17 protein-coding genes are annotated in these 18268 nt (G+C 40.6%); all 17 read right to left on the bottom strand.

Features of this window, described 5'->3' with window-relative positions; translation table 11 throughout:
- Positions 1–2: 2 nt before the first annotated feature.
- Positions 3–743, bottom strand: a complete 741-nt coding sequence (gene bioD / locus BK120_RS00480) for a dethiobiotin synthase (protein WP_076266076.1) — start codon at positions 741–743, stop codon at positions 3–5.
- An 11-nt stretch (positions 744–754) separates the two neighbouring features.
- Positions 755–2077 (bottom strand): adenosylmethionine--8-amino-7-oxononanoate transaminase, encoded by a 1323-nt coding sequence (gene bioA, locus BK120_RS00475; protein ID WP_218639578.1) that lies wholly within the window; start codon positions 2075–2077, stop codon positions 755–757.
- Between the two features lie 337 nt (positions 2078–2414).
- The gene (gene cntE, locus BK120_RS00470) at positions 2415–3590 is read right to left on the bottom strand and encodes a staphylopine family metallophore export MFS transporter CntE (protein ID WP_076265516.1); all 1176 of its coding nucleotides are present in this window, start codon (positions 3588–3590) and stop codon (positions 2415–2417) included.
- Positions 3591–3648: 58 nt separating this feature from the next.
- Complete coding sequence (locus BK120_RS00465) at positions 3649–4383, bottom strand: ABC transporter ATP-binding protein (protein WP_076265515.1); 735 nt, start codon at positions 4381–4383, stop codon at positions 3649–3651.
- Positions 4384–4386: 3 nt separating this feature from the next.
- Positions 4387–5193 carry a staphylopine uptake ABC transporter ATP-binding protein CntD gene (gene cntD / locus BK120_RS00460; RefSeq protein ID WP_076265514.1) on the bottom strand — a complete coding sequence of 269 codons (807 nt, stop codon included), beginning with the start codon at positions 5191–5193 and terminating at the stop codon, positions 4387–4389.
- A gap of 4 nt (positions 5194–5197) precedes the next feature.
- Entirely contained in the window at positions 5198–6094 is an 897-nt protein-coding gene (gene cntC, locus BK120_RS00455; protein WP_076265513.1) for a staphylopine uptake ABC transporter permease subunit CntC, read from the bottom strand.
- The gene (gene opp1B, locus BK120_RS00450; protein ID WP_076265512.1) at positions 6095–7027 is read right to left on the bottom strand and encodes a nickel/cobalt ABC transporter permease; all 933 of its coding nucleotides are present in this window, start codon (positions 7025–7027) and stop codon (positions 6095–6097) included. It abuts the gene before it with no gap.
- A gap of 96 nt (positions 7028–7123) precedes the next feature.
- The gene (gene cntA / locus BK120_RS00445) at positions 7124–8740 is read right to left on the bottom strand and encodes a staphylopine-dependent metal ABC transporter substrate-binding lipoprotein (RefSeq protein ID WP_483874401.1); all 1617 of its coding nucleotides are present in this window, start codon (positions 8738–8740) and stop codon (positions 7124–7126) included.
- Positions 8741–8784: 44 nt separating this feature from the next.
- Complete coding sequence (locus tag BK120_RS00440) at positions 8785–10089, bottom strand: opine metallophore biosynthesis dehydrogenase (protein ID WP_076265510.1); 1305 nt, start codon at positions 10087–10089, stop codon at positions 8785–8787.
- 30 nt (positions 10090–10119) lie between these two features.
- Complete coding sequence (locus BK120_RS00435; protein WP_076265509.1) at positions 10120–10914, bottom strand: class I SAM-dependent methyltransferase; 795 nt, start codon at positions 10912–10914, stop codon at positions 10120–10122.
- Between the two features lie 26 nt (positions 10915–10940).
- Positions 10941–11774, bottom strand: coding sequence for a histidine racemase CntK family protein (locus tag BK120_RS00430; RefSeq protein ID WP_076265508.1), 834 nt, complete (start codon positions 11772–11774; stop codon positions 10941–10943).
- 451 nt (positions 11775–12225) lie between these two features.
- On the bottom strand, positions 12226–13125 hold the full coding sequence (locus BK120_RS00425) for an NAD-dependent epimerase/dehydratase family protein (RefSeq protein ID WP_076265507.1): 900 nt from the start codon (positions 13123–13125) through the stop codon (positions 12226–12228).
- A 35-nt stretch (positions 13126–13160) separates the two neighbouring features.
- The gene (locus BK120_RS00420; RefSeq protein ID WP_076265506.1) at positions 13161–13820 is read right to left on the bottom strand and encodes a type 1 glutamine amidotransferase domain-containing protein; all 660 of its coding nucleotides are present in this window, start codon (positions 13818–13820) and stop codon (positions 13161–13163) included.
- A gap of 110 nt (positions 13821–13930) precedes the next feature.
- Positions 13931–14818, bottom strand: coding sequence for a LysR family transcriptional regulator (locus tag BK120_RS00415; RefSeq protein ID WP_076265505.1), 888 nt, complete (start codon positions 14816–14818; stop codon positions 13931–13933).
- 398 nt (positions 14819–15216) lie between these two features.
- On the bottom strand, positions 15217–15756 hold the full coding sequence (locus BK120_RS00410; RefSeq protein WP_076265504.1) for a GNAT family N-acetyltransferase: 540 nt from the start codon (positions 15754–15756) through the stop codon (positions 15217–15219).
- Positions 15757–16130: 374 nt separating this feature from the next.
- A complete protein-coding gene (locus tag BK120_RS00405; protein ID WP_076265503.1) occupies positions 16131–17024 on the bottom strand; it encodes a nicotianamine synthase family protein in 894 nt (297 codons plus the stop codon).
- Between the two features lie 177 nt (positions 17025–17201).
- Positions 17202–18251 (bottom strand): NAD(P)/FAD-dependent oxidoreductase, encoded by a 1050-nt coding sequence (locus tag BK120_RS00400; protein WP_076265502.1) that lies wholly within the window; start codon positions 18249–18251, stop codon positions 17202–17204.
- Positions 18252–18268: the final 17 nt, after the last annotated feature.

Genomic DNA, 18268 nt, shown 5'->3' with positions numbered 1-18268 from the left:
TATCATCCTCCCATAGGTTTAACTGCAAGTGCCTCTCTAATAGGCGCGAATTGTATCGATTTTTGTAAGGTATGTATCAGCATCTGTGTAGTCTCTTCGGTATGCAAACGAGGAAACCGACCGAGAACCTTAAGGCCGCTGTATTGTTCAATTAGTTGTGCATTCGTAGCAACACTCGGATCGTCATCTGTTTCCACTAATTCACCATCGTTCAGTATGACGCCAACAATAGGCACTCCCCGATGTTGAAGGAATGAAGCGGTCAGAAGGGTATGGTTAATTGTCCCGAGGCTGGAACGGGCTACTATTAGAGCAGGAATTCGGAGTTCCGCAATGAGATCCACCATGAGGTTGCCATCGGTCAGTGGCACGGCAACGCCGCCAGCACCTTCAATGAGCAGTGCTTCGTATTGTTTTGTGAGCGGTAAACCAGCGGCAATTAGCTCCTTCATCGTAAGTATCTTACCTGCTTGCTTAGCTGCGAGCATTGGCGTAAGTGGAGCTTCAAATGTAAATGGCGCAACTGCTTCAGGTCGTTCGTTGATTCCCGTGCTTCTAATCAGCCGCTCAGCATCGGTAAGTCCGCTGCCAAGACGCGCACCGGTTTGAATCGGCTTCCAGACCCCAACATTCATTCCTTCAGCACGAAGCATAGCGGTAATGGCTGCCGTTATTACCGTCTTCCCGACGGCTGTATCTGTACCTGTCACAAATAATCCGCGTATCGTATCCTCGTTAAACATGTTCAAAGTACTCATACCCCTTCCGTGATGTGAAGTATCGATTCCATCAAAATATTTGTCATGGCATCCAGTTCAGCAACATTACTCGAGAGGGGAGGAATAAAGACGATCACATTGCCAAGCGGCCTTGTTAGCATTCCGAGCTCTCTTGCCCGCAAGGTTGTGCGAACTCCAATTCGATCTGCCCAGTCATACGGCTCTCGCGAAACCTTGTCGCGAACGAGCTCTATTCCAATCATTAGACCCTTTTGCCGGATTTCACCGACATGCTGGCAATCCTTTAGCGCTGTAAGCTTTTGCTGGACAAATGACGCCTTTGCTCTAACTCCTTCGATCATATTGCGCTCTTCAAACAGCTTTAAGCTTGCCAAAGCAACGGCACAGCCAAGCGGGTTGCCAGTATAGGAATGACCGTGGAAAAATGTTTTCTGCTCTTCATAATCAGCATAAAACGCTTCATACACCTCGTCAGTTGCAAGTGTCGCTGCTACAGGCAAATACCCACCGGTCAGCCCTTTGCCAATCACCATCAAATCAGGTGAAACATCTTCGAGATGACAAGCGAACATCGCGCCTGTCCGACCGAAACCAGTCGCCACCTCGTCAGCAATGAGCAGTACGCCATACTCGCGGCACAGCGCAGCCATCTGGCGTAAACAGCCTGAAGGCATAACGATGATCCCCCCAGCCCCTTGCACAATTGGCTCCACAATAAGTGCCGCAATTTCATCCGACTTAGTCTCAAGCAAATGACGCAATGCCGCTAACGTATCTTCCATTGCCTGCGTCTCACCGCCTGCATGACGATATGCATAGGGATATGGGATAGTGTAAGAAGAAAACAACATGGGGCGAAAAGTGTCATGATACAGAGGAATGGCACCGACGCTTACCGCGCCAATTGTATCGCCATGGTACGCTTGGTTCATCGTTACAAACTTCGTCTTACCTCGTATCCCCTTGTTATGCCAGTATTGAAACGCCATTTTGATCGCGATCTCGACACCGGTTGCTCCTGAATCGGAGTAAAACACTTTGTTTAGTCCTTCCGGTGTAATTTCCACCAATTTTTCTGCAAGCTCAATTGCCGGAACATTAGCCATACCGAGAAGTGTGGAATGGGCTACTCGCCCTAACTGTTCTGTAATCGCCTGATTTAGCTCCGGCACATTGTGTCCATGTACATTGAGCCAAACGGATGAGAAACCATCATAATAAGCGCGTCCTTGGACGTCATATAGCATGATGCCTTCTCCGCGTTCAATGATGAGTGGATCAGCGTTATTGTAATCTTTCATTTGAGTAAAAGGATGCCATAGGTGGTTCTTATTCATAGCAGCAAGCCGTTCGATATCTGTTATCACAAATGATCACCATCCATTATTTTTAATTGTTAACCTTAAATTAATAATTTAGGTTAACAATCGGATTTTGCTATTCTAGCAGACCTGCACTCCCCTGTAAAGAGAATTCAAAATGCAAGATTGAAGATTAACACCGCGAGGAAGCAACCGAAAGCCTCATGAATAATAACAAAGTATAGAATTTTACTTTTGTTCAGATACCAGTAAGAAACGAAAAAAAAAAACGCGTAAACGACGCGAAAAAATACTAAAATAAAACACAACAAAAACCCTTTTGCTCGGATCACAAAAGGGTCAATCTTTTAATTTATGACACTTTCCCTCGATCATATGCAAGGATGATCATCGTCGCACCTAAGCCAGCACAAATCATATACATCATAGAATATGAGGTGAAATCAGCTATTGGCCCCATAATAACGCCGCCCAGCGAAATCCCTAAATCAGCCATAGCAATAAAAAGTCCGATTAACACATTGCGGCTCTTCTGCGGCAAAACAAAAGTTAAATAGGTTGTTAATGTAGGATAGATGAGCGCCTGAGCCGTTCCCATTAAAATCGAACCCAAATAGAAAAAAATTGTTCCTCCCGTTATAGAAAAGCTCACACATTGCGCCGCCAATGTCAAAAGGAGCATATTCCCCATCATAAACGATGAATGCCATTTACCGTCCGAAGGAATCTTTTTTCTTAAAGCAAAACGAGCCAAAACAACGGTAGCCGCTTGAAGCATAAGATAGATTCCAGCATTGCCGTTTTTTAATTCCGATGCGTATAAAGGAATAAAGGTGGTAACTGCTCCAAATACCATTGAAGCTACTAACATCAATATGCTGCACTTAAACAAGAATGGGTTAGTTACTAACTGACCGAATGATTTAAACATACTTTCTGACTGCCCAGTCTGTTTTGCAGCAGTCTGTTCGCTTCCTTGATCCATTTTGGTACCATAGCCGAACACCCCAGTAAATATCGCAATCGCAATCATGACCATCGTAAAATAATTCATATCCCCCGTTTGCCAAATGCCCAAAGCCAGAACAGGACCAAGGATACCCGGCATATACGTAAATAAAGAATAAAGTGAAATGCCTTGGGAGCGATCCTTCTCTGGCAGTGAATCAATGATGCCAATCTGCAATGCCATTGAGAAAAAAGCGGTTGAAACACCTTGTAAAATACGGGCAATTAAATAACCCTCTAAACCCGTAATCGTATAGAGGATTAAAGCAAAACCATTGACGATAAGAATAATGCGCAGCACTTTTATCGGACCGTGCATTTGAATAATTCGGCCTGCCCACGGTCGAAAGAACATGGTAGTGAACAAATACGCACCCATGATTAAACCGATCGTTGTGTTGCTGGCTCCGAGCGACTCTCCGCGCAAAGGTATCATGACATTTAATATGGAATTGCCGCTGAAATAAAGAAGAGCCAGCATATATAATCGTATAAAAGGCCAAGATAATGCTCCACTCACAACTTTCCTTCCTCCTAACTTCTGCATGCAACTATTCGATTCTCCAGAACTTTTCCAGCTAAAAAGTGATATGCATCTGCAACAATTTTTTCGCATATTCCGACTTAACGTCTTTTAATTGTTCGATTCTCACTATTTCTTCAATTTGACCATTTCTAAAAATAAGGACTCTATCGCAAATATAGGCCGCAGCCTGTATATCATGTGTGATAAATACATAACTCATGTTGTACATTTTTTTTAAATCTTTTAATAAATCAAGCACTTGGGTTTGAACTGATACGTCCAATGAGCTGATTGCTTCATCTAACACAATGCATTTTGGTTCTGTGGAGATGGCTCTTGCAATACATACCTTCTGTACCTCTCCACCTGATAGTTCATGTGGATACTTTTTTTTATAGGATGGATGTAATCCAACTTGATTTAACAACGTATCAACCATACTATGTTTTTTTTTATAACTTTTTATTGGCTCCATAATGGCATCTTCAACCGTAAAAAAAGGGTTAATGGACGACTTATAATCTTGAAATACCGCGCTAATGTTGCCAAAGCGCACTTTTCTATCTGCTACACTCTTGCCATCAAATAAAACGCTGCCTCGATCAGGCTTTTCAATGCCTAATAACAAACGCCCTAATGTTGATTTTCCGCTGCCGCTTTCTCCAATAATACCGAGACATTCACCCGCTCCACATTCAAAACTAATATCATTCAACACTTTTTTTCTCTTTTTCGAAAAAAAACCGCCTTTTACATATGATTTATCCACATGATCAATTTTCAGCATGGTTCAACCCTCCCCCATGATCAGCTTAAAATGATTACTCAGCGCCAATCTAGTAGACAACAAATGTCTAGTATATTCATGCGCTGGTTCTGAAAAAACAGCTCGGATGCTCCCTTGTTCGACGATCTCTCCATCCTTCATGACCAAAACGTCATCAGCCATTTTTTTTACAACAGCGAGGTCATGAGAAATAAAGATCATCGAGCAGCCCATTCGCTCACGCAATTGCATAAATTGTTCAACCACTTCAAATTGTGAAATGGTATCCAGACCCGTTGTTGGCTCATCTGCAATAATAATGTCGGGCTCCAGTACTAATGCGAGCGCAATCATAACTCGCTGCAGCATGCCCCCCGATAGCTGATGTGGATACTTATTCATCATTTCAATCGGATTGTTTAACATCACACTTGCCATAGCTTTTTTCATTTGTTCAACGATTTCGTTCGTACTCCATCCAAAATGTTCATAGAGGGTTTCCTTCAAATGAACGCCAATTACACACGATGGATCGAATGCGCTCATCCCATTTTGCATAATCATACCTAGTTGCTTTCCCCTTTTTTTTCTCATTTCATGTTCAGAAAGATGATTTAGATGTTCACCTTTAAATACGATATCTCCAGATTGGCGCAGCCAGGCTTTATTTAACCCCATAATCGACCTGCAGGTGACAGACTTGCCGCTCCCGCTTTCCCCTACAATAGCGAGGCAGCTGCCTTGCTTTAACTGGAATGAGCTGTTATGAATGATGACTTTATCCGTTTTCATATCCCATACTTTTAAGTTTTTCACCTCTAATACAATCATGGCGTTAATCTGTCACCTCTTTTTCGCGAAATCTGTTTTTAGTCACGATTCGTTTCTCTTGAAGCTTAGCATTAGAGGTCATTAACTGAGGATTGAGTGCAACCTGAAGGGCATCCGACAAAAAATTAAATGCCGAAACGATAATAATAATAGCTATGCCTGGGGCTAACATGAGCTCAGGTCTTGTAAACATAACTTCCCTTGCTTCATTCAGCATCATTCCCCATTCCGCGTTGGGCGCTTGAATGCCTAATCCTAGAAACGAAAACCCTGATATTTGCAAAATCATCGAACCAATCGCGCTGCTCGAAATGACTGTTATGTCCGCAAATGTAACCGGAATCATGTGCTTATAAATAATTTTCGCATTGCTGATGCCAGATGCTTTGGAAAATTTGACATAATTAAGTTCGGAATACTGCATCACAGACGTTCTGATTACCCGAGCAAACCATGCCCATTTCATGACTACAAACGCTATCAAAATGTTTTCAAGACCTACGCCTAGAATGCCGACTATCGCCAATGTCATAACGTATAGCGGGAAAGAAAGCATGATATCACAAATTCGCATAATAAAGGCATCTACTTTTCCTCTAAAGTAGCCCGCGATAAAACCTAATAAAGCGCCTATCCCTATCGATATCGCTAATGCAGCCAATACCCACAAGACACTGGGACGAATTCCATAAATTAATCGGGATAGAATACATCTCCCCAAGTGATCGTTCCCGAGCAGGTATTCCCAGGACGAGGTCGCATATCTTACGCTCATCTTGACTTCGTTAGGATCGTGCGGGGCAAAAAAAGAAGGAAATAATCCGACAATAAGCGTTGCAGCAATAACGATTAAAGATAAGCTGCCTAATTTATCTTTGCTTATGTTTTTTAATCGTTTCATCTAGATCTCCTTCCTCATTTTAGGATTCAAAGCGGCATTTACGATGTCTGAAACGGTATTAAACAATACAAATGCGACTGCCAATATGAGAACATAGGCTTGAATCACAGGGAAATCTCTGCTTAGAATCGATCGTATACTTAAGCTTCCTAATCCTGGCCATGCAAAAACATTTTCAATAACGACGGTGCCTCCTAATATAATCGGGATAGCCATACCGAATATCGAAATGGCAACCTGCAAGGAATTTCTTAATATATGCATCGTAATTTTTTTCTCCGACAAGCCGGATGCCCTGCCATATAGAACATAGTCTTCATTTAGATTGCTTATCATCGAGCTTCTGACGTTTCGAAAATAAATCCCCGCATAACTTATCGCAATCACAGTGACCGGCAAAATATAGCTTTTATACGAATCCATTCCGCTCGTAGGCAGCAAATCCAATTTAACGGATATATACCAAATTAAAATAGCTGCAAGCCAGTATGACGGCATGGATGTTAATAAAAATGAGATGCCCCTTACTGATTTATCTATCATTTTCCCTTCATTTATTGCACTAACCACCCCCAATAGGATCGACAAAACAATAACAACAATAGATGAAACTAGCGTTAGCTTTAACGTATTCAGTAAAGCTGGACCTACCAATGACCAAATCGGTTTTCCTGTGACATACGAATCTCCAAAGTCTAGTTGCATGCAGGCAACGACCCAATGCATATAGCGAATGATAAATGGCTGGTTCAAGCCAAGTTCTTCTCTCATCTGAGCAATTAAATCATCAGTTATATTGGGTATGCCTTGCGCTTGCAATATCAATTGGGCCGGATCTTGGGGAGATAGATGAATGAGTACAAACGTTATAAACGAAATAATTAAAAGAAGAGGGAATGCTAAAAATAGCCTTCTAATGATGTATTTTGCCATATAAAAATCTCCTTTCTACAAAAATATCAAATGACTCTATCCTTCTTTACTCAAAATAAAAAAGGGAGTAATCCTCCCCTTTAATTTTTTCACGTTTTATTCAAAGCTCATTCGCTCGAATGGCAACTCAAATTGTGTTTGTTTAAACGAGATATCTTTTAGCTCTTTTGGCGCCACGATAGTAACACTGCCATTCGAGATGGGAATAAAGACAGCTTCGTCATGAACGACTTTCATAATATCAGCATATAACGATTGCCGTGCAGCCTCATCCGTGGATACCATGACCTCATCAATTTTCTTGTAAAGCTCACTTGCTTCCGCAATTCCGCTTGTTGTATGCAAATAAGCATTCTCAGAAGTAAAAGCAGAGATGGTGCTTTGCGGATCATAAGCTAGTCCCCATGTTTGATTGAATAATAAATCATAATCTCCGTTTGATCTTCTTTTGGCGATTGAGGTTGATTCCTCACCGATAATCTCCAATTGAACACCTATCTCCTTCAAAGAGCTTTGAATAAATTCAGCCTGCGTTTTTTGGGAAGAAGAATTGCTGTCATAATATAATTGGATTGCTAATGTTTTGTTTTCCTTCACTCTAGCAGCAGCGCCTTTCTCCAGTTTCCATCCTGCACCTTCCAATAGCTGCTTCGCTGTTTCCAAATCATAGTCTCGTTTCTTAAAATCGACATTCGCATAATTGACGTTAGCTGAAAATAGGGAATGGGCTGCTGATTCAGTCCCGTTAAAAATATCCTTACTAATCGTATCTCTATCAATAGAGTGCCAGATGGCTTCTCGAACAGCTTTTTCACTTACGGGATGATCGGATTTGCTGCTATTGGCCACGATCATTTTTGTGTTCATCGCTTCACTTCTAATAAGCTGATAGTTGCCTGTTTCGATTAGTTGTTCCATCGCTTCAACATCGATACTGTCTGCACCACGATCGTCAGTGAATACAAAATTCACTTCACCCTTTTGCAAAGCTAGGAATGTCGTCTCTCCAGCTGGGAGAACTTTAGAAGTAATTTTTTTAATTTCAGGTGCGCCGCCCCAGTATGCGTCATTTGCTTCAAACGAAGCATACTCATCGGTTTTATGGTCCGTAAGCTTATATGGTCCTGTACCGTTGTAGCCGTTAACGCCATTTTTCGTTTCTCCATCAATAAAGTTTTTAGGGGAGATGAATACGTATGGCCTAGTCATGGATAATTCAACTAAGGTTGGATAATAGGATTCAGACAGTGTGAGTTCAACTGTATATTCATCTAGCGCTTTAACGCTTACTATTTTTGTCGACAGCTTGATCCAAGTATGCTTTTCTTTATTATGTTGTACCGCTTCAATATTTTGCTTTACAGCCTCTGCGTTAAAAGGTTCACCATCATGAAACTTCACATCTTTCCTCAAATGAAAGGTATATATTTTGCCATCTTTAGAAATTTCCCATGATTCAGCCAGTAAAGGCATGATTCCCTCCTTTGTGTTTTCGACTAAAGATTCGTACACCAATCCTTGTGCTGGCATTGAACCTGCATACAGATGCGGATTCATATCATTAATGTCTTTGGCCGATGCATACACGAGTTCTGTTTTCTTTTCCTTATTTGTTGAATCCGATTTCGCATCTTTGGCGCCGCTGCAGCCTGCCAGCACAATTAATAGCATCAGCATGGCTAAAACTACAACAAGAAAATATCCTTTTTTCACAATATTGCCTCCTAAAATATATAAGTTCATTATGCTATCAACATTTACGCTTTTAAATATTTCCCAATTTCATTGCAAATTCTGTTCAAGTCCTCTTCAAAGCTTTGAACAGCAAATGCAGCAGATAACCTAATTTCCTTATGGGACTCGGCAACTTCTTCCAATTTATTCTCATAGGTATGTATGAATTTATCGATGGTAGGGCAGCTCGAATCTATAAATTTTGCAATTCCCTGAATGATTTTCAGACGATAATAATCCTCCTTCGGCATTCTTGGAATATCCAAATCACCTTCCCTATTGATGAACATCTTTCTGATAGGGACTGCAGAAAAGTCGAAATATTTCCCATCCTTATCTGGTTCAGAAAAAGGATCAATCAATAGCGAGGTATAACGGATATACAACAAATACTCTTGATGAATCGTTTCGAACGTGGGGAAATTATCTATATCGTGACGTGATAAACTTTCGAGTCTTACCGGATAATTGTCATCCGTCATAAATTTAAGTAAATTGATACCTTTTAGATGTAACTTACTAATAATATTCATAATTTCTTTCCAATGGGCCAACATCTCACGAATGAGTAATGGTGTAATTGGCCCTTCAGGATAAATTTTATAAACATACTTTACGGTTTCTTGATTCCCGAATATAGTGCTTAAAGAAACGTCATTCATAAAGAGCGGCGGATGAACGTATAACGAAATATTTCTTGTTTCTGCTTCAATCGGCGATTCCATGATGTTTATCGCAATACCTAATTGTTTGTATGCTTTACAAAGTTCTTCAACATTAGTAGATGGGTACTTTGTAGAGCCTATAAAAACTTTTTTCTTGACCGCTGTCGTTAGAACATGATTTGTGGGTCTACCGTCCATCCATCTTGTGTCACCAAAGTAGGTGGAAAAACTAATAACTTCCGTACTCGGATTATAATCATTCATATAATGACGAATTAAACTATTCGAGCCTAACGTCGGTGAAATTAATAGCATACACTTTACTTTCCTTAGAAGCTTAGGATCAATTTGTTTCAACACTTCGATATAGGCATCCGTTGTGACAGCAAATATAAGAGTATCCCACTCACCAGGAATCGTTTCGTATCCTTTAAATACGTGATCAACAAAACATTCACCCTCCATAGCACGATGCTTCTCATTCTGAATGCTTACACGTATAAGTTGCTTGCTCTGTTTAAGCGAATTAAAAAATGACTCAGAACGTACGGATTCTCTCCCTACAATCGCTATACGGCAATCCCAACATTTTTTTAGATTCACAGCGAGTTGAATCGTAGCTGGTCCCGTGCCTAACAGCAAAACATGTTTGAAATCACTCATAAAGGCCATCCTTCCCGTCAAAAATGCACACTATGCTTTTTGGTACAATGCAATATCAAATAAATGATCTAGACGCCTTACCTGTTCAACCAACTTCCATTTTTGAGCATTCACCTCTTTCAATGGAAAATTGAATAATGATTTTATTTGTTCTCCATATCTCATTGCCACAACGACATGCTTATTGGTCAATGAATATAGTTGATCCAATATGTCATATTTATTTTCAACGGTTGAGCTAAAAATGATATGGGTCGCCTCTTTCGTAAAGTAAAGATTTTCCACCAGCCTATTCTCTAATCGAATATTCAAGCCACTGCTAAGTTTCTCCACAACGCTCCTTCCAAGCTCAATAGCTTCATCATCAATATCTAAGCCAACGACCTCCGCTCCAGTGCGCTTCGCAATCAAAATAGGTGTCATCGGAAATGCACCTGAGCCTATTAATAACACTTTTGAATTCGTGGATAGTTGGAAGCTCCCAAATTCTTCTTCAATGCACGATTCTATGTTTTTGAAATAATCGGTTATCTCAGCACTTCCTTCTTGAAGCTTTAATGCACGATATTTTTCCATAATCGCAACGCAAAATGCTGATTTTCTTCTCAAATCCACCACAAGTTGAAGATAATCATTGGATTCATGATGTCCAAGTAGATCCCAAGCTTCATGGTTTCTGCTGTTTGTTACGAATTTCGAATATTCATCTATTAAAATTTCCATCTCCGAGCTATTGTTAATCGTATGGTCATATCGACCTGCTAAACGATCGAATTCATCTGAAAATTCAATCAATTTATTTTGAAAACTTTCCACCTTATTCATTCTTTTCCCCCTGCTAAAAAGATTCACTACACTCCTATAAAAGCTTTGCCTTGCGCAACAATTCCAACAGATCCTTCAATTTTAAGACTAACAAGTACTTCTTTATAACAATCTGCCATTACTTTAATCGTGCCACCGGGTTGTTTTATTTGTGCAACAACTCCTCTCTTATTTTTCCATGCTAGATAAGCGCCCAATGAAGCAGTACCTGAACCGCATCCCCTTTCCCAGATCATACTGTCTAGATGCGGAACATAAATCAGCGGAGCTAATTCAGCAGAGTGTGATTTATACAATAAAATGCCAACCAAGTTTGCTTTTAAAGTTGATCCAAATAATTTAGCTAATCTTTGCGCTTTATCTCTATTCCATTTATCAAATTGCTCTACTTCTATCACAATATGAGTAAACTCCTGGTAACTCACTAGAATAACATCCAGATCGCAACCGTCATGTTTAATCGTTCTCTTTTCTATCTCGTTAGGAACTGGCATAGCAACTTGACATAAATATTCATCTGCCATTTTTTTTACCTGGCACATGATTAATTTATCTGTTCCTGATACCTCTAATCGTAATTCCGCCAAGGCATCCTGATCCAACCCTTTTTCTGATGCAATAAAAGCTGCCAATGACATGCACGCATTCCCGCAAAACTCACCTCCAGCCATGATCAAATGTGCATCCGCTTCTTCTTTATTTGATTTTTCGATAAAACCTACTTGCTCCGCATTCACGTTGTCATAGGACATCATTTTAGTCGCAATATGCTTATACTCCTCAATAGGATGATTCGATTTAACTAAAATCGTCATATTTTGTGTTGGATTAAACTTAATAAAATCTATTTCCTGTTTCATCACAACTACCCTCAACCCTCCGATTTTTTATTGGTATTCCTTTTAATATGTAGAGTTTCCCAAAGTATAAAATGTAATAATTACGATATACGATCAATTTAAATGTAATGATTACGATTATCACTCACAGGTTTGATTATAGCATGATGTTGAACCGTGTCAATATTGATTTTGGTTTTTTTTGGTTTTTCAATACTATTTGACGCTACTAAACAGCGGTTGCGCAGAATTTTATGTTTTTCAAAAAGAAAAAGCCACCTAAAAAGGTGGCTTACCATCAAAAAGAGTACAAAAGAATATTTTCCATTCCCCCGCTCCCAGCATTAAATCCAACAACAATGGTACAATTCCCTCCCATTAACCTTTTTCTTCTGTCATCGATTGAATGGAAGTGTTCTGATTAACGGGAGCTCTTCTCTTGTTCCTGCTCTTAAAATTCTCTACTGATTTACTATTGTAAATTGTTTTTTATCCAGCTAAGCAGTGACTCTTCCTTGGGGACCCATCCAAGTAAATTTCTTGCGTGAGCCGCACGTACACGGCTGTTCGAAGCGATGGCAAAACGTGCCCAATCCCCAAGCTCTGCAATTGCCTCGTCTGCGGACCAGCTTATCGTCTTGCCGCCAAAGCCTAGCGCCTCACTGACCGATTTGGCAATGTCCCCGTACGATTCCTCCCCATTTTCGGCAAAGAAATACGATGCGGAAGGTGCTTTTTCAAGTGCCAACACATACAGCTGAACCAAATCCTTGATGTGTACATTGGACCAGCGGTTTACGCCTTTACCAACGTGAACGCCACCTTTCAGCTCACGCGACTTGCGAATTATTTGCGGCAATTGATCGCTTTCCACAGGCAATGCTAATGCATCACCATAGATCATCGACGGGACAATCACGATGCCTCTCACCCAATCCTCAATCCCAGACCTGCGCACAAGGTTGTTGATCGCTACGCGATTTTCCCTAATATCCATAGGAACAAACGGCGTTTCCTCGTCAAAAATATGTTCGCTCGCTGTATCGCCGCGGGCATCATCCCCAACCACACTTGAACCCGAAGTATGCAAAAATGGTTTCCCACTTCCGCGCAGCGCAGCAATAAAAGTCTCAACTGCCACTAAATGATCAGAATCGGCTGTATGAATAACCGCGTCGCTGAGTTTGGCATACTTCGTTAAAGTATCTGTATCATCCAACGTTCCGAGTATAGGCTCTATACCGATTTCCCTTAATGCTTCTACCTTATCGGGATTACGAACCAGACCGTAGACGGTATGCCCCGTTTCAAGCAAAGCTTTGGCCACCGATCCACCAATATAGCCTGAAGCTCCTGTAACAAACACTTTCATAACTATCCCTCCTCAATCACGTTGTATCACTTAAATTAAGATAACTTTTCAATAACGGCTTTCGTTACAGCAAGCGTAGATTGCGGGTTTTGGCCTGTAATTAGGTTGCCGTCCACTTCGTAATGAGTAGACCAGTTCGGTGCTGCCACAAATATTGCTCCCAGATCACGAAGCTTGCTCTCCAGCAAGAAAGGCAGATGTTTGTCCAGCGTCGTTTGGGCTTCCTCCCGATCTGTAAATGCGTTGACTCTTTTACCCGCTACAAGCGGTTGTCCATTCGTCAAAGTTACACCAACCAGCCCCGCAGGACCGTGACATACAGCAGCTACAATTTTATCTTGTTCATAAAACTCACGTACCAGCCTCTTCAGGTTTTCGTCATGCGGTAGGTCGTACATCGTTCCATGACCGCCAGGCAAAAATATAGCATCGAACCCTTCAGTGGATACTTCATCCAGTTTTATAGTGTTCTCCAAATATTTCTTTGCATCCAAAATTTCTTGCGGTGTGTTAGCATCAACACTACCAGGATCAATTGGGCCGTTTCCTCCAAGCGGGCTTGCGACCGTTACTTTATATCCTTGAGCCGTAAACTCCATATATGCTTCGGCAAACTCTGAAAGCCATATGCCGGTCTTTTTTCCTTCATGAATATCGGAATGGTTCGTGACAACGATCAGCACTTCTTTTGACATGATTTTTAGCCTCCATTATTTTTTTGTTTTGCTGCTTCTTTATTTTAAGGCTCAGTTCATATATAAAACAAATTACGAAATAACTGTTCATTAATAATTATTTTTATAAATCAAACGGGCTGATCTTTCATATTTTCCTTAATGGCTGACATGATTTCATTAATTAGAGGCAAATGCTTATTCTTTAACTGATAAGCGAGATATAGCTCGTTTTTTACTTTTAAATGTTTAAAAATAACTTTTGTTTTATCTGCTGTTAACGAATCTTGCAAGAGGTATGTAGGGATGACACTTAAGCCCATTCCAAGCTCAACCGCATTCACGATCATATGTAAATTAGGAATGACATGAATAGGTCTAATTTGAGGACGCATCTTAAAATGCTCTCTCCAAATTCTTCTTATGATTGGCAGTTCCAAGCCATAACTGATCCATTTCTGTTCTGAGAGCCATTGCTCTTCAAACTTCAAATTATCAAATTCAACAATTTCATAATCGCTTGGAGCGACGATAACAAACTCCTCATCCATCAATTTCAAATACTCGATACCAGGCGTTTGAAACCTTTTGGACATAATGAGGATATCTAGCTTATCTTCCTTCAGCAGCTCCAGCAATTGCTCAGCAGTTCCAAAATGCGAAATGGTACAAACATTGTAGTTAGGAAGCTGCGGCAGTATTTTTTCACTAAAAAACTCATGCGCCGCTCCGATTTTGATTACGCTCAGCGTAGGCAAAGAAGTTGATTTAAAGTTCATCGTCGTATTCTCTAACGATTCAATGAGCGGAGCGAGCTGGGAATACAGCTCCTTCCCCCGCTCTGTCGGAGTGATTTTCCTAGTCGATCGAACAAATAAAGTTTCTCCAACCTCCGCTTCCAAAGCAGCTAAGTGCTGACTCATGGCCGGCTGCGTCATCATGCGAGTTTTTGCTGCTTCGGAAACGGATTGATGCTTATAAATCGTGCAAAAGCTTCTATACCATTCAAAATCAACCATGCAGAATCCACCTTTGTATCTTAAAATGTCATGTCCGCTTAAGCCAAGATCGGAACTATGTTTATATCTCAAAACCGTATTTGGCACATAAATAACACTATATTATCACACCTTTCCAGTGGGAACATGTATTTAAACCAAGCGGGAACGCAGTTCTAAAGAGTATTGTTGATATCAGTAAAAGTAGTACAGAACCGCTTTACTCAAATAAAACAAGTAAACAAAAGAAAAACCTTTCAGCAGTCGCTGAGAAGGTTCTCTCCTATTTTTCAGTATATTGCCATGCCAACTTAGTTTAAGAGAATATTGTTGACAAGAGATTAGTTGGTTTCATTGAAGCTTTTCGTCGTACAAAATACGGTCCAAAATCATTCTTGAATACATTTTTTCACAGTTTGTTACGTAGCAATATCATGTTGCATGACTTTATTGCAATCTAAAAAGTCTAACCGCTCCACTTTATATAAATCATAGATCTGTTGCGCTTTATTTATCGATTTATATATTTGATGGTTTATATCATTTGCTAATTTGGCATACGGTAGTTTTTCTATCGCCTTCCTTGATCGAATATTTTGTTTACGGACTTTCAAAAATACCGTTTCGATATTATGCTCAAGAAATAGTTCAGTAAAAAAAGATTCCTTCGCTCGTTGGTTATAACCTTTTCCAAAATAAGGAGTTCCAATCCATGTGGCTAAGAAGCCTGTTTTATTAACAATATCATATAAATCAATGATACCAATGGGATGTCCATTCTCATTTATTATTGTTCTAGAAATACATGTCTCCTGTTCTTCTTCAACGATCAACTGTTTGGTTATGAATAAAAATTGTTCATAAAATTGGCAATTATAACGAACGTAAGGAAAAACCGCAGGATCCATCATTAAGTCATACAGTGAATGGCATTCCTGCAAATCACGTTTTTTTAACATTAAATCTACCACCTAGTCCTTTTATTTCGCTATTTCTAACCATTAAAGTATATAAAAGAACTTCGATGTTTTAATTAATTCTATATGGTCTTTATGTAAATTCAGCGAATAAATTACTTACGCTTTAACTGCGGCAGAGAATAATGTGAGCTGATCGTATCAGCATGTCCACCATCCCTCATTTATAGCGTAGCCTTTAGCCGATAGGTCACTAAATGAGCAATAAAAATAGCCACCTCGAAGGGTGGCTCACACTCAAAAAGTCTGTAAAAGTATAGACTGCTCGACTTATCCCAAACTCCTCATGCAAATCAGATCCTCAAAATCTTCGCCAATAATGTCGATTGCTTTGACGTTATGTACACGATACGATGTCAACCAGGTATGGCAGGAGTAGTCATTCTTTCAAGAAACAAGGTCGAATTAATAACTAGCGTTTCTTCAGGCCAAGTTCGCGTCAGAATCCGCCACCCTTGCTTTTTCAACTGCGATTCATCAACCGCTTCATACATGATTCGCTTCATTCCCTCAGCTGTTCGAACAGCTACTAGAGAATCTGGGGATGTACGTTTAATTTGATTCAGCACGCCAAGCTTATCTCTAACGAGACTAGCCACGAATACTCTACTATAAGAGCTATAATCAAAATCTGATCCATTCTCCAATACAACAGTCACTTTATTCCCTATTCCCATTCGCTCGAGCAATAAACATGATGCATCATAGGCCACAGGATCAATTTCTAGGCAAAGAACCTCAACATCCCCGATTAGATGCAAAATAATAGGACTTAGCGGCATCGGCCCACTTCCAACAAAGACAATACGCGACTTTTCTTTCTGATCATCCGCTCGAGTAATCCGGCGAAGAGTGGACAGCTCCTCACTAACTAAGGCCATATAAATGTTCCAGTAAGACAGCCTACGAACGTTATCCAAGACGGAATCCTCTGATTTGCTAATGTGAAGAGAATCCCCTAACTCTACTAAAAATTCGGCTTCTGACAACTTATCCTGCAAATTTCGTTGGTTCATTCGAATATATTCGTTGCTAAGAACGGCCTGTACCTCCTCCGGTAAGTAGTGGGAACGTAATTGAAGTGAAAGGCGTCTAATCATGTTCGTAACTAATTGATTGTCAGGTGACAGATCAACTTCTTTTTGTAGAAGTTCATTTACTTCACGGATGAAAGCGATAAAGCCGTCAACCATTTGTATTCTTGTTGTATTGCCTGTAAGTAAAATAGAACCAGATGAATAAACCTCCATTTACCCATTTCCTCCTTCATTCTCGATCCAATTTCTTACTACAAAATATATTCATATGGTCAAGGTTGTATACGAATATAGGAATGTGGATGGAATAAAGTAAGGGGACGCGAATGTTCGCGTCCCCTACTCACTCAAATACTTACTATGAACCAAACGCACTTCACAAAATGACTTTTATTTCGTATATAAGCTCTTCATCAGTTCACGGTTTTTTTTCCTAAACAGGTCATTATGCGAGGATACCATTCCATTCGCGTTTGCATCCGGAGTCACGTACTGCTTCGCTTTATTAACTGCGTTCGCAGCGTCCTGGAACGCCCCCGCAATGAGATGCAGCTTTCCATCATGGTGTAAAATATCGCCTGCTGCATAGATGCCTGGCATCGATGTTTCGCTCATCGGAGATCCAGAAATCCAATGTTCATGGAGCTCAATCTTAACATCGCTGTTCGCAAGCAATTCCTTATCTCGCTCATAACCGTAATTGATGATTACCTCATCTACATCTAGCTCAAGCAATTCACCATGCTCATTCCAATTCAGTACGACGGTCTCGATCCTTTCATGATTTGCGGCGGCGATTAGCTTTTCAATCGATGTGTTTAGCAAACACTCGACGGAGCTGTTCTCAAGACGTGATATTTCGGCTTCATGCCCTTTTAGCGTATCTTTCCGATAGACCAAATACACCTGCTTGGCAATCGGCGCCAACTCGTTCGCCCAGTCAATGGCAGCATTACCTCCGCCTGATATAAGAACCGTCTTTCCTTTAAAACGCTCTAGCGATTTGACAGTATAATGCAGATTCGTGACCTCGAATCGTTCTGCACCCTCGATTTCCAATTTGATCGGCTTCAGAATTCCTCCACCAATAGCCAAAATCACTGTCTTAGAGCAATGCGTCTGGTTAGAGGCCGTGTGGATAACGAAGTGACCCCCTTCATCTTTGGCAATCGACGTGACCTTTTCCCCAAGAACTACCTCCGGCTGAAAAGTCAGTCCTTGAGCGATCATTTGATCAATCAGCTGCGAGCCAGGAACAGGCGTTAACCCTCCAACGTCCCAGATCATTTTTTCCGGATAGACATGCACCTTCCCGCCAAGAAAGGGCTGAAATTCAATGATTTTCGTTTTCATTTCTCGCAAGCCGCTATAAAATGCTGCAAACAAACCAGCAGGACCGCCGCCAATAATCGTTACATCAAACAATTCCTCTTCATGCATCGTTCAATCGCCTCACT

This window comes from Paenibacillus sp. FSL A5-0031 (assembly GCF_001956295.1).
Lineage (GTDB): Bacteria > Bacillota > Bacilli > Paenibacillales > Paenibacillaceae > Pristimantibacillus.
This window is presented reverse-complemented; position numbering and strand designations above follow the sequence as displayed.

What these genes read in the sequence shown, in the direction of transcription:
- BK120_RS00425 (WP_076265507.1), bottom strand. Translation starts at nt 13,125, where the DNA reads ATGAAAGTGTTTGTTACAGGAGCTTCAGGCTATATTGGTGGATCGGTG.
- BK120_RS00440 (WP_076265510.1), bottom strand. Translation starts at nt 10,089, where the DNA reads ATGAGTGATTTCAAACATGTTTTGCTGTTAGGCACGGGACCAGCTACG.
- opp1B (WP_076265512.1), bottom strand. Translation starts at nt 7,027, where the DNA reads ATGGCAAAATACATCATTAGAAGGCTATTTTTAGCATTCCCTCTTCTT.
- BK120_RS00405 (WP_076265503.1), bottom strand. Translation starts at nt 17,024, where the DNA reads ATGGAGGTTTATTCATCTGGTTCTATTTTACTTACAGGCAATACAACA.
- cntC (WP_076265513.1), bottom strand. Translation starts at nt 6,094, where the DNA reads ATGAAACGATTAAAAAACATAAGCAAAGATAAATTAGGCAGCTTATCT.
- cntD (WP_076265514.1), bottom strand. Translation starts at nt 5,193, where the DNA reads ATGATTGTATTAGAGGTGAAAAACTTAAAAGTATGGGATATGAAAACG.
- BK120_RS00430 (WP_076265508.1), bottom strand. Translation starts at nt 11,774, where the DNA reads ATGAAACAGGAAATAGATTTTATTAAGTTTAATCCAACACAAAATATG.
- BK120_RS00420 (WP_076265506.1), bottom strand. Translation starts at nt 13,820, where the DNA reads ATGTCAAAAGAAGTGCTGATCGTTGTCACGAACCATTCCGATATTCAT.
- BK120_RS00400 (WP_076265502.1), bottom strand. Translation starts at nt 18,251, where the DNA reads ATGCATGAAGAGGAATTGTTTGATGTAACGATTATTGGCGGCGGTCCT.
- bioD (WP_076266076.1), bottom strand. Translation starts at nt 743, where the DNA reads ATGTTTAACGAGGATACGATACGCGGATTATTTGTGACAGGTACAGAT.
- BK120_RS00465 (WP_076265515.1), bottom strand. Translation starts at nt 4,383, where the DNA reads ATGCTGAAAATTGATCATGTGGATAAATCATATGTAAAAGGCGGTTTT.
- bioA (WP_218639578.1), bottom strand. Translation starts at nt 2,077, where the DNA reads ATGAATAAGAACCACCTATGGCATCCTTTTACTCAAATGAAAGATTAC.
- BK120_RS00410 (WP_076265504.1), bottom strand. Translation starts at nt 15,756, where the DNA reads ATGTTAAAAAAACGTGATTTGCAGGAATGCCATTCACTGTATGACTTA.
- BK120_RS00415 (WP_076265505.1), bottom strand. Translation starts at nt 14,818, where the DNA reads ATGGTTGATTTTGAATGGTATAGAAGCTTTTGCACGATTTATAAGCAT.
- BK120_RS00435 (WP_076265509.1), bottom strand. Translation starts at nt 10,914, where the DNA reads ATGAATAAGGTGGAAAGTTTTCAAAATAAATTGATTGAATTTTCAGAT.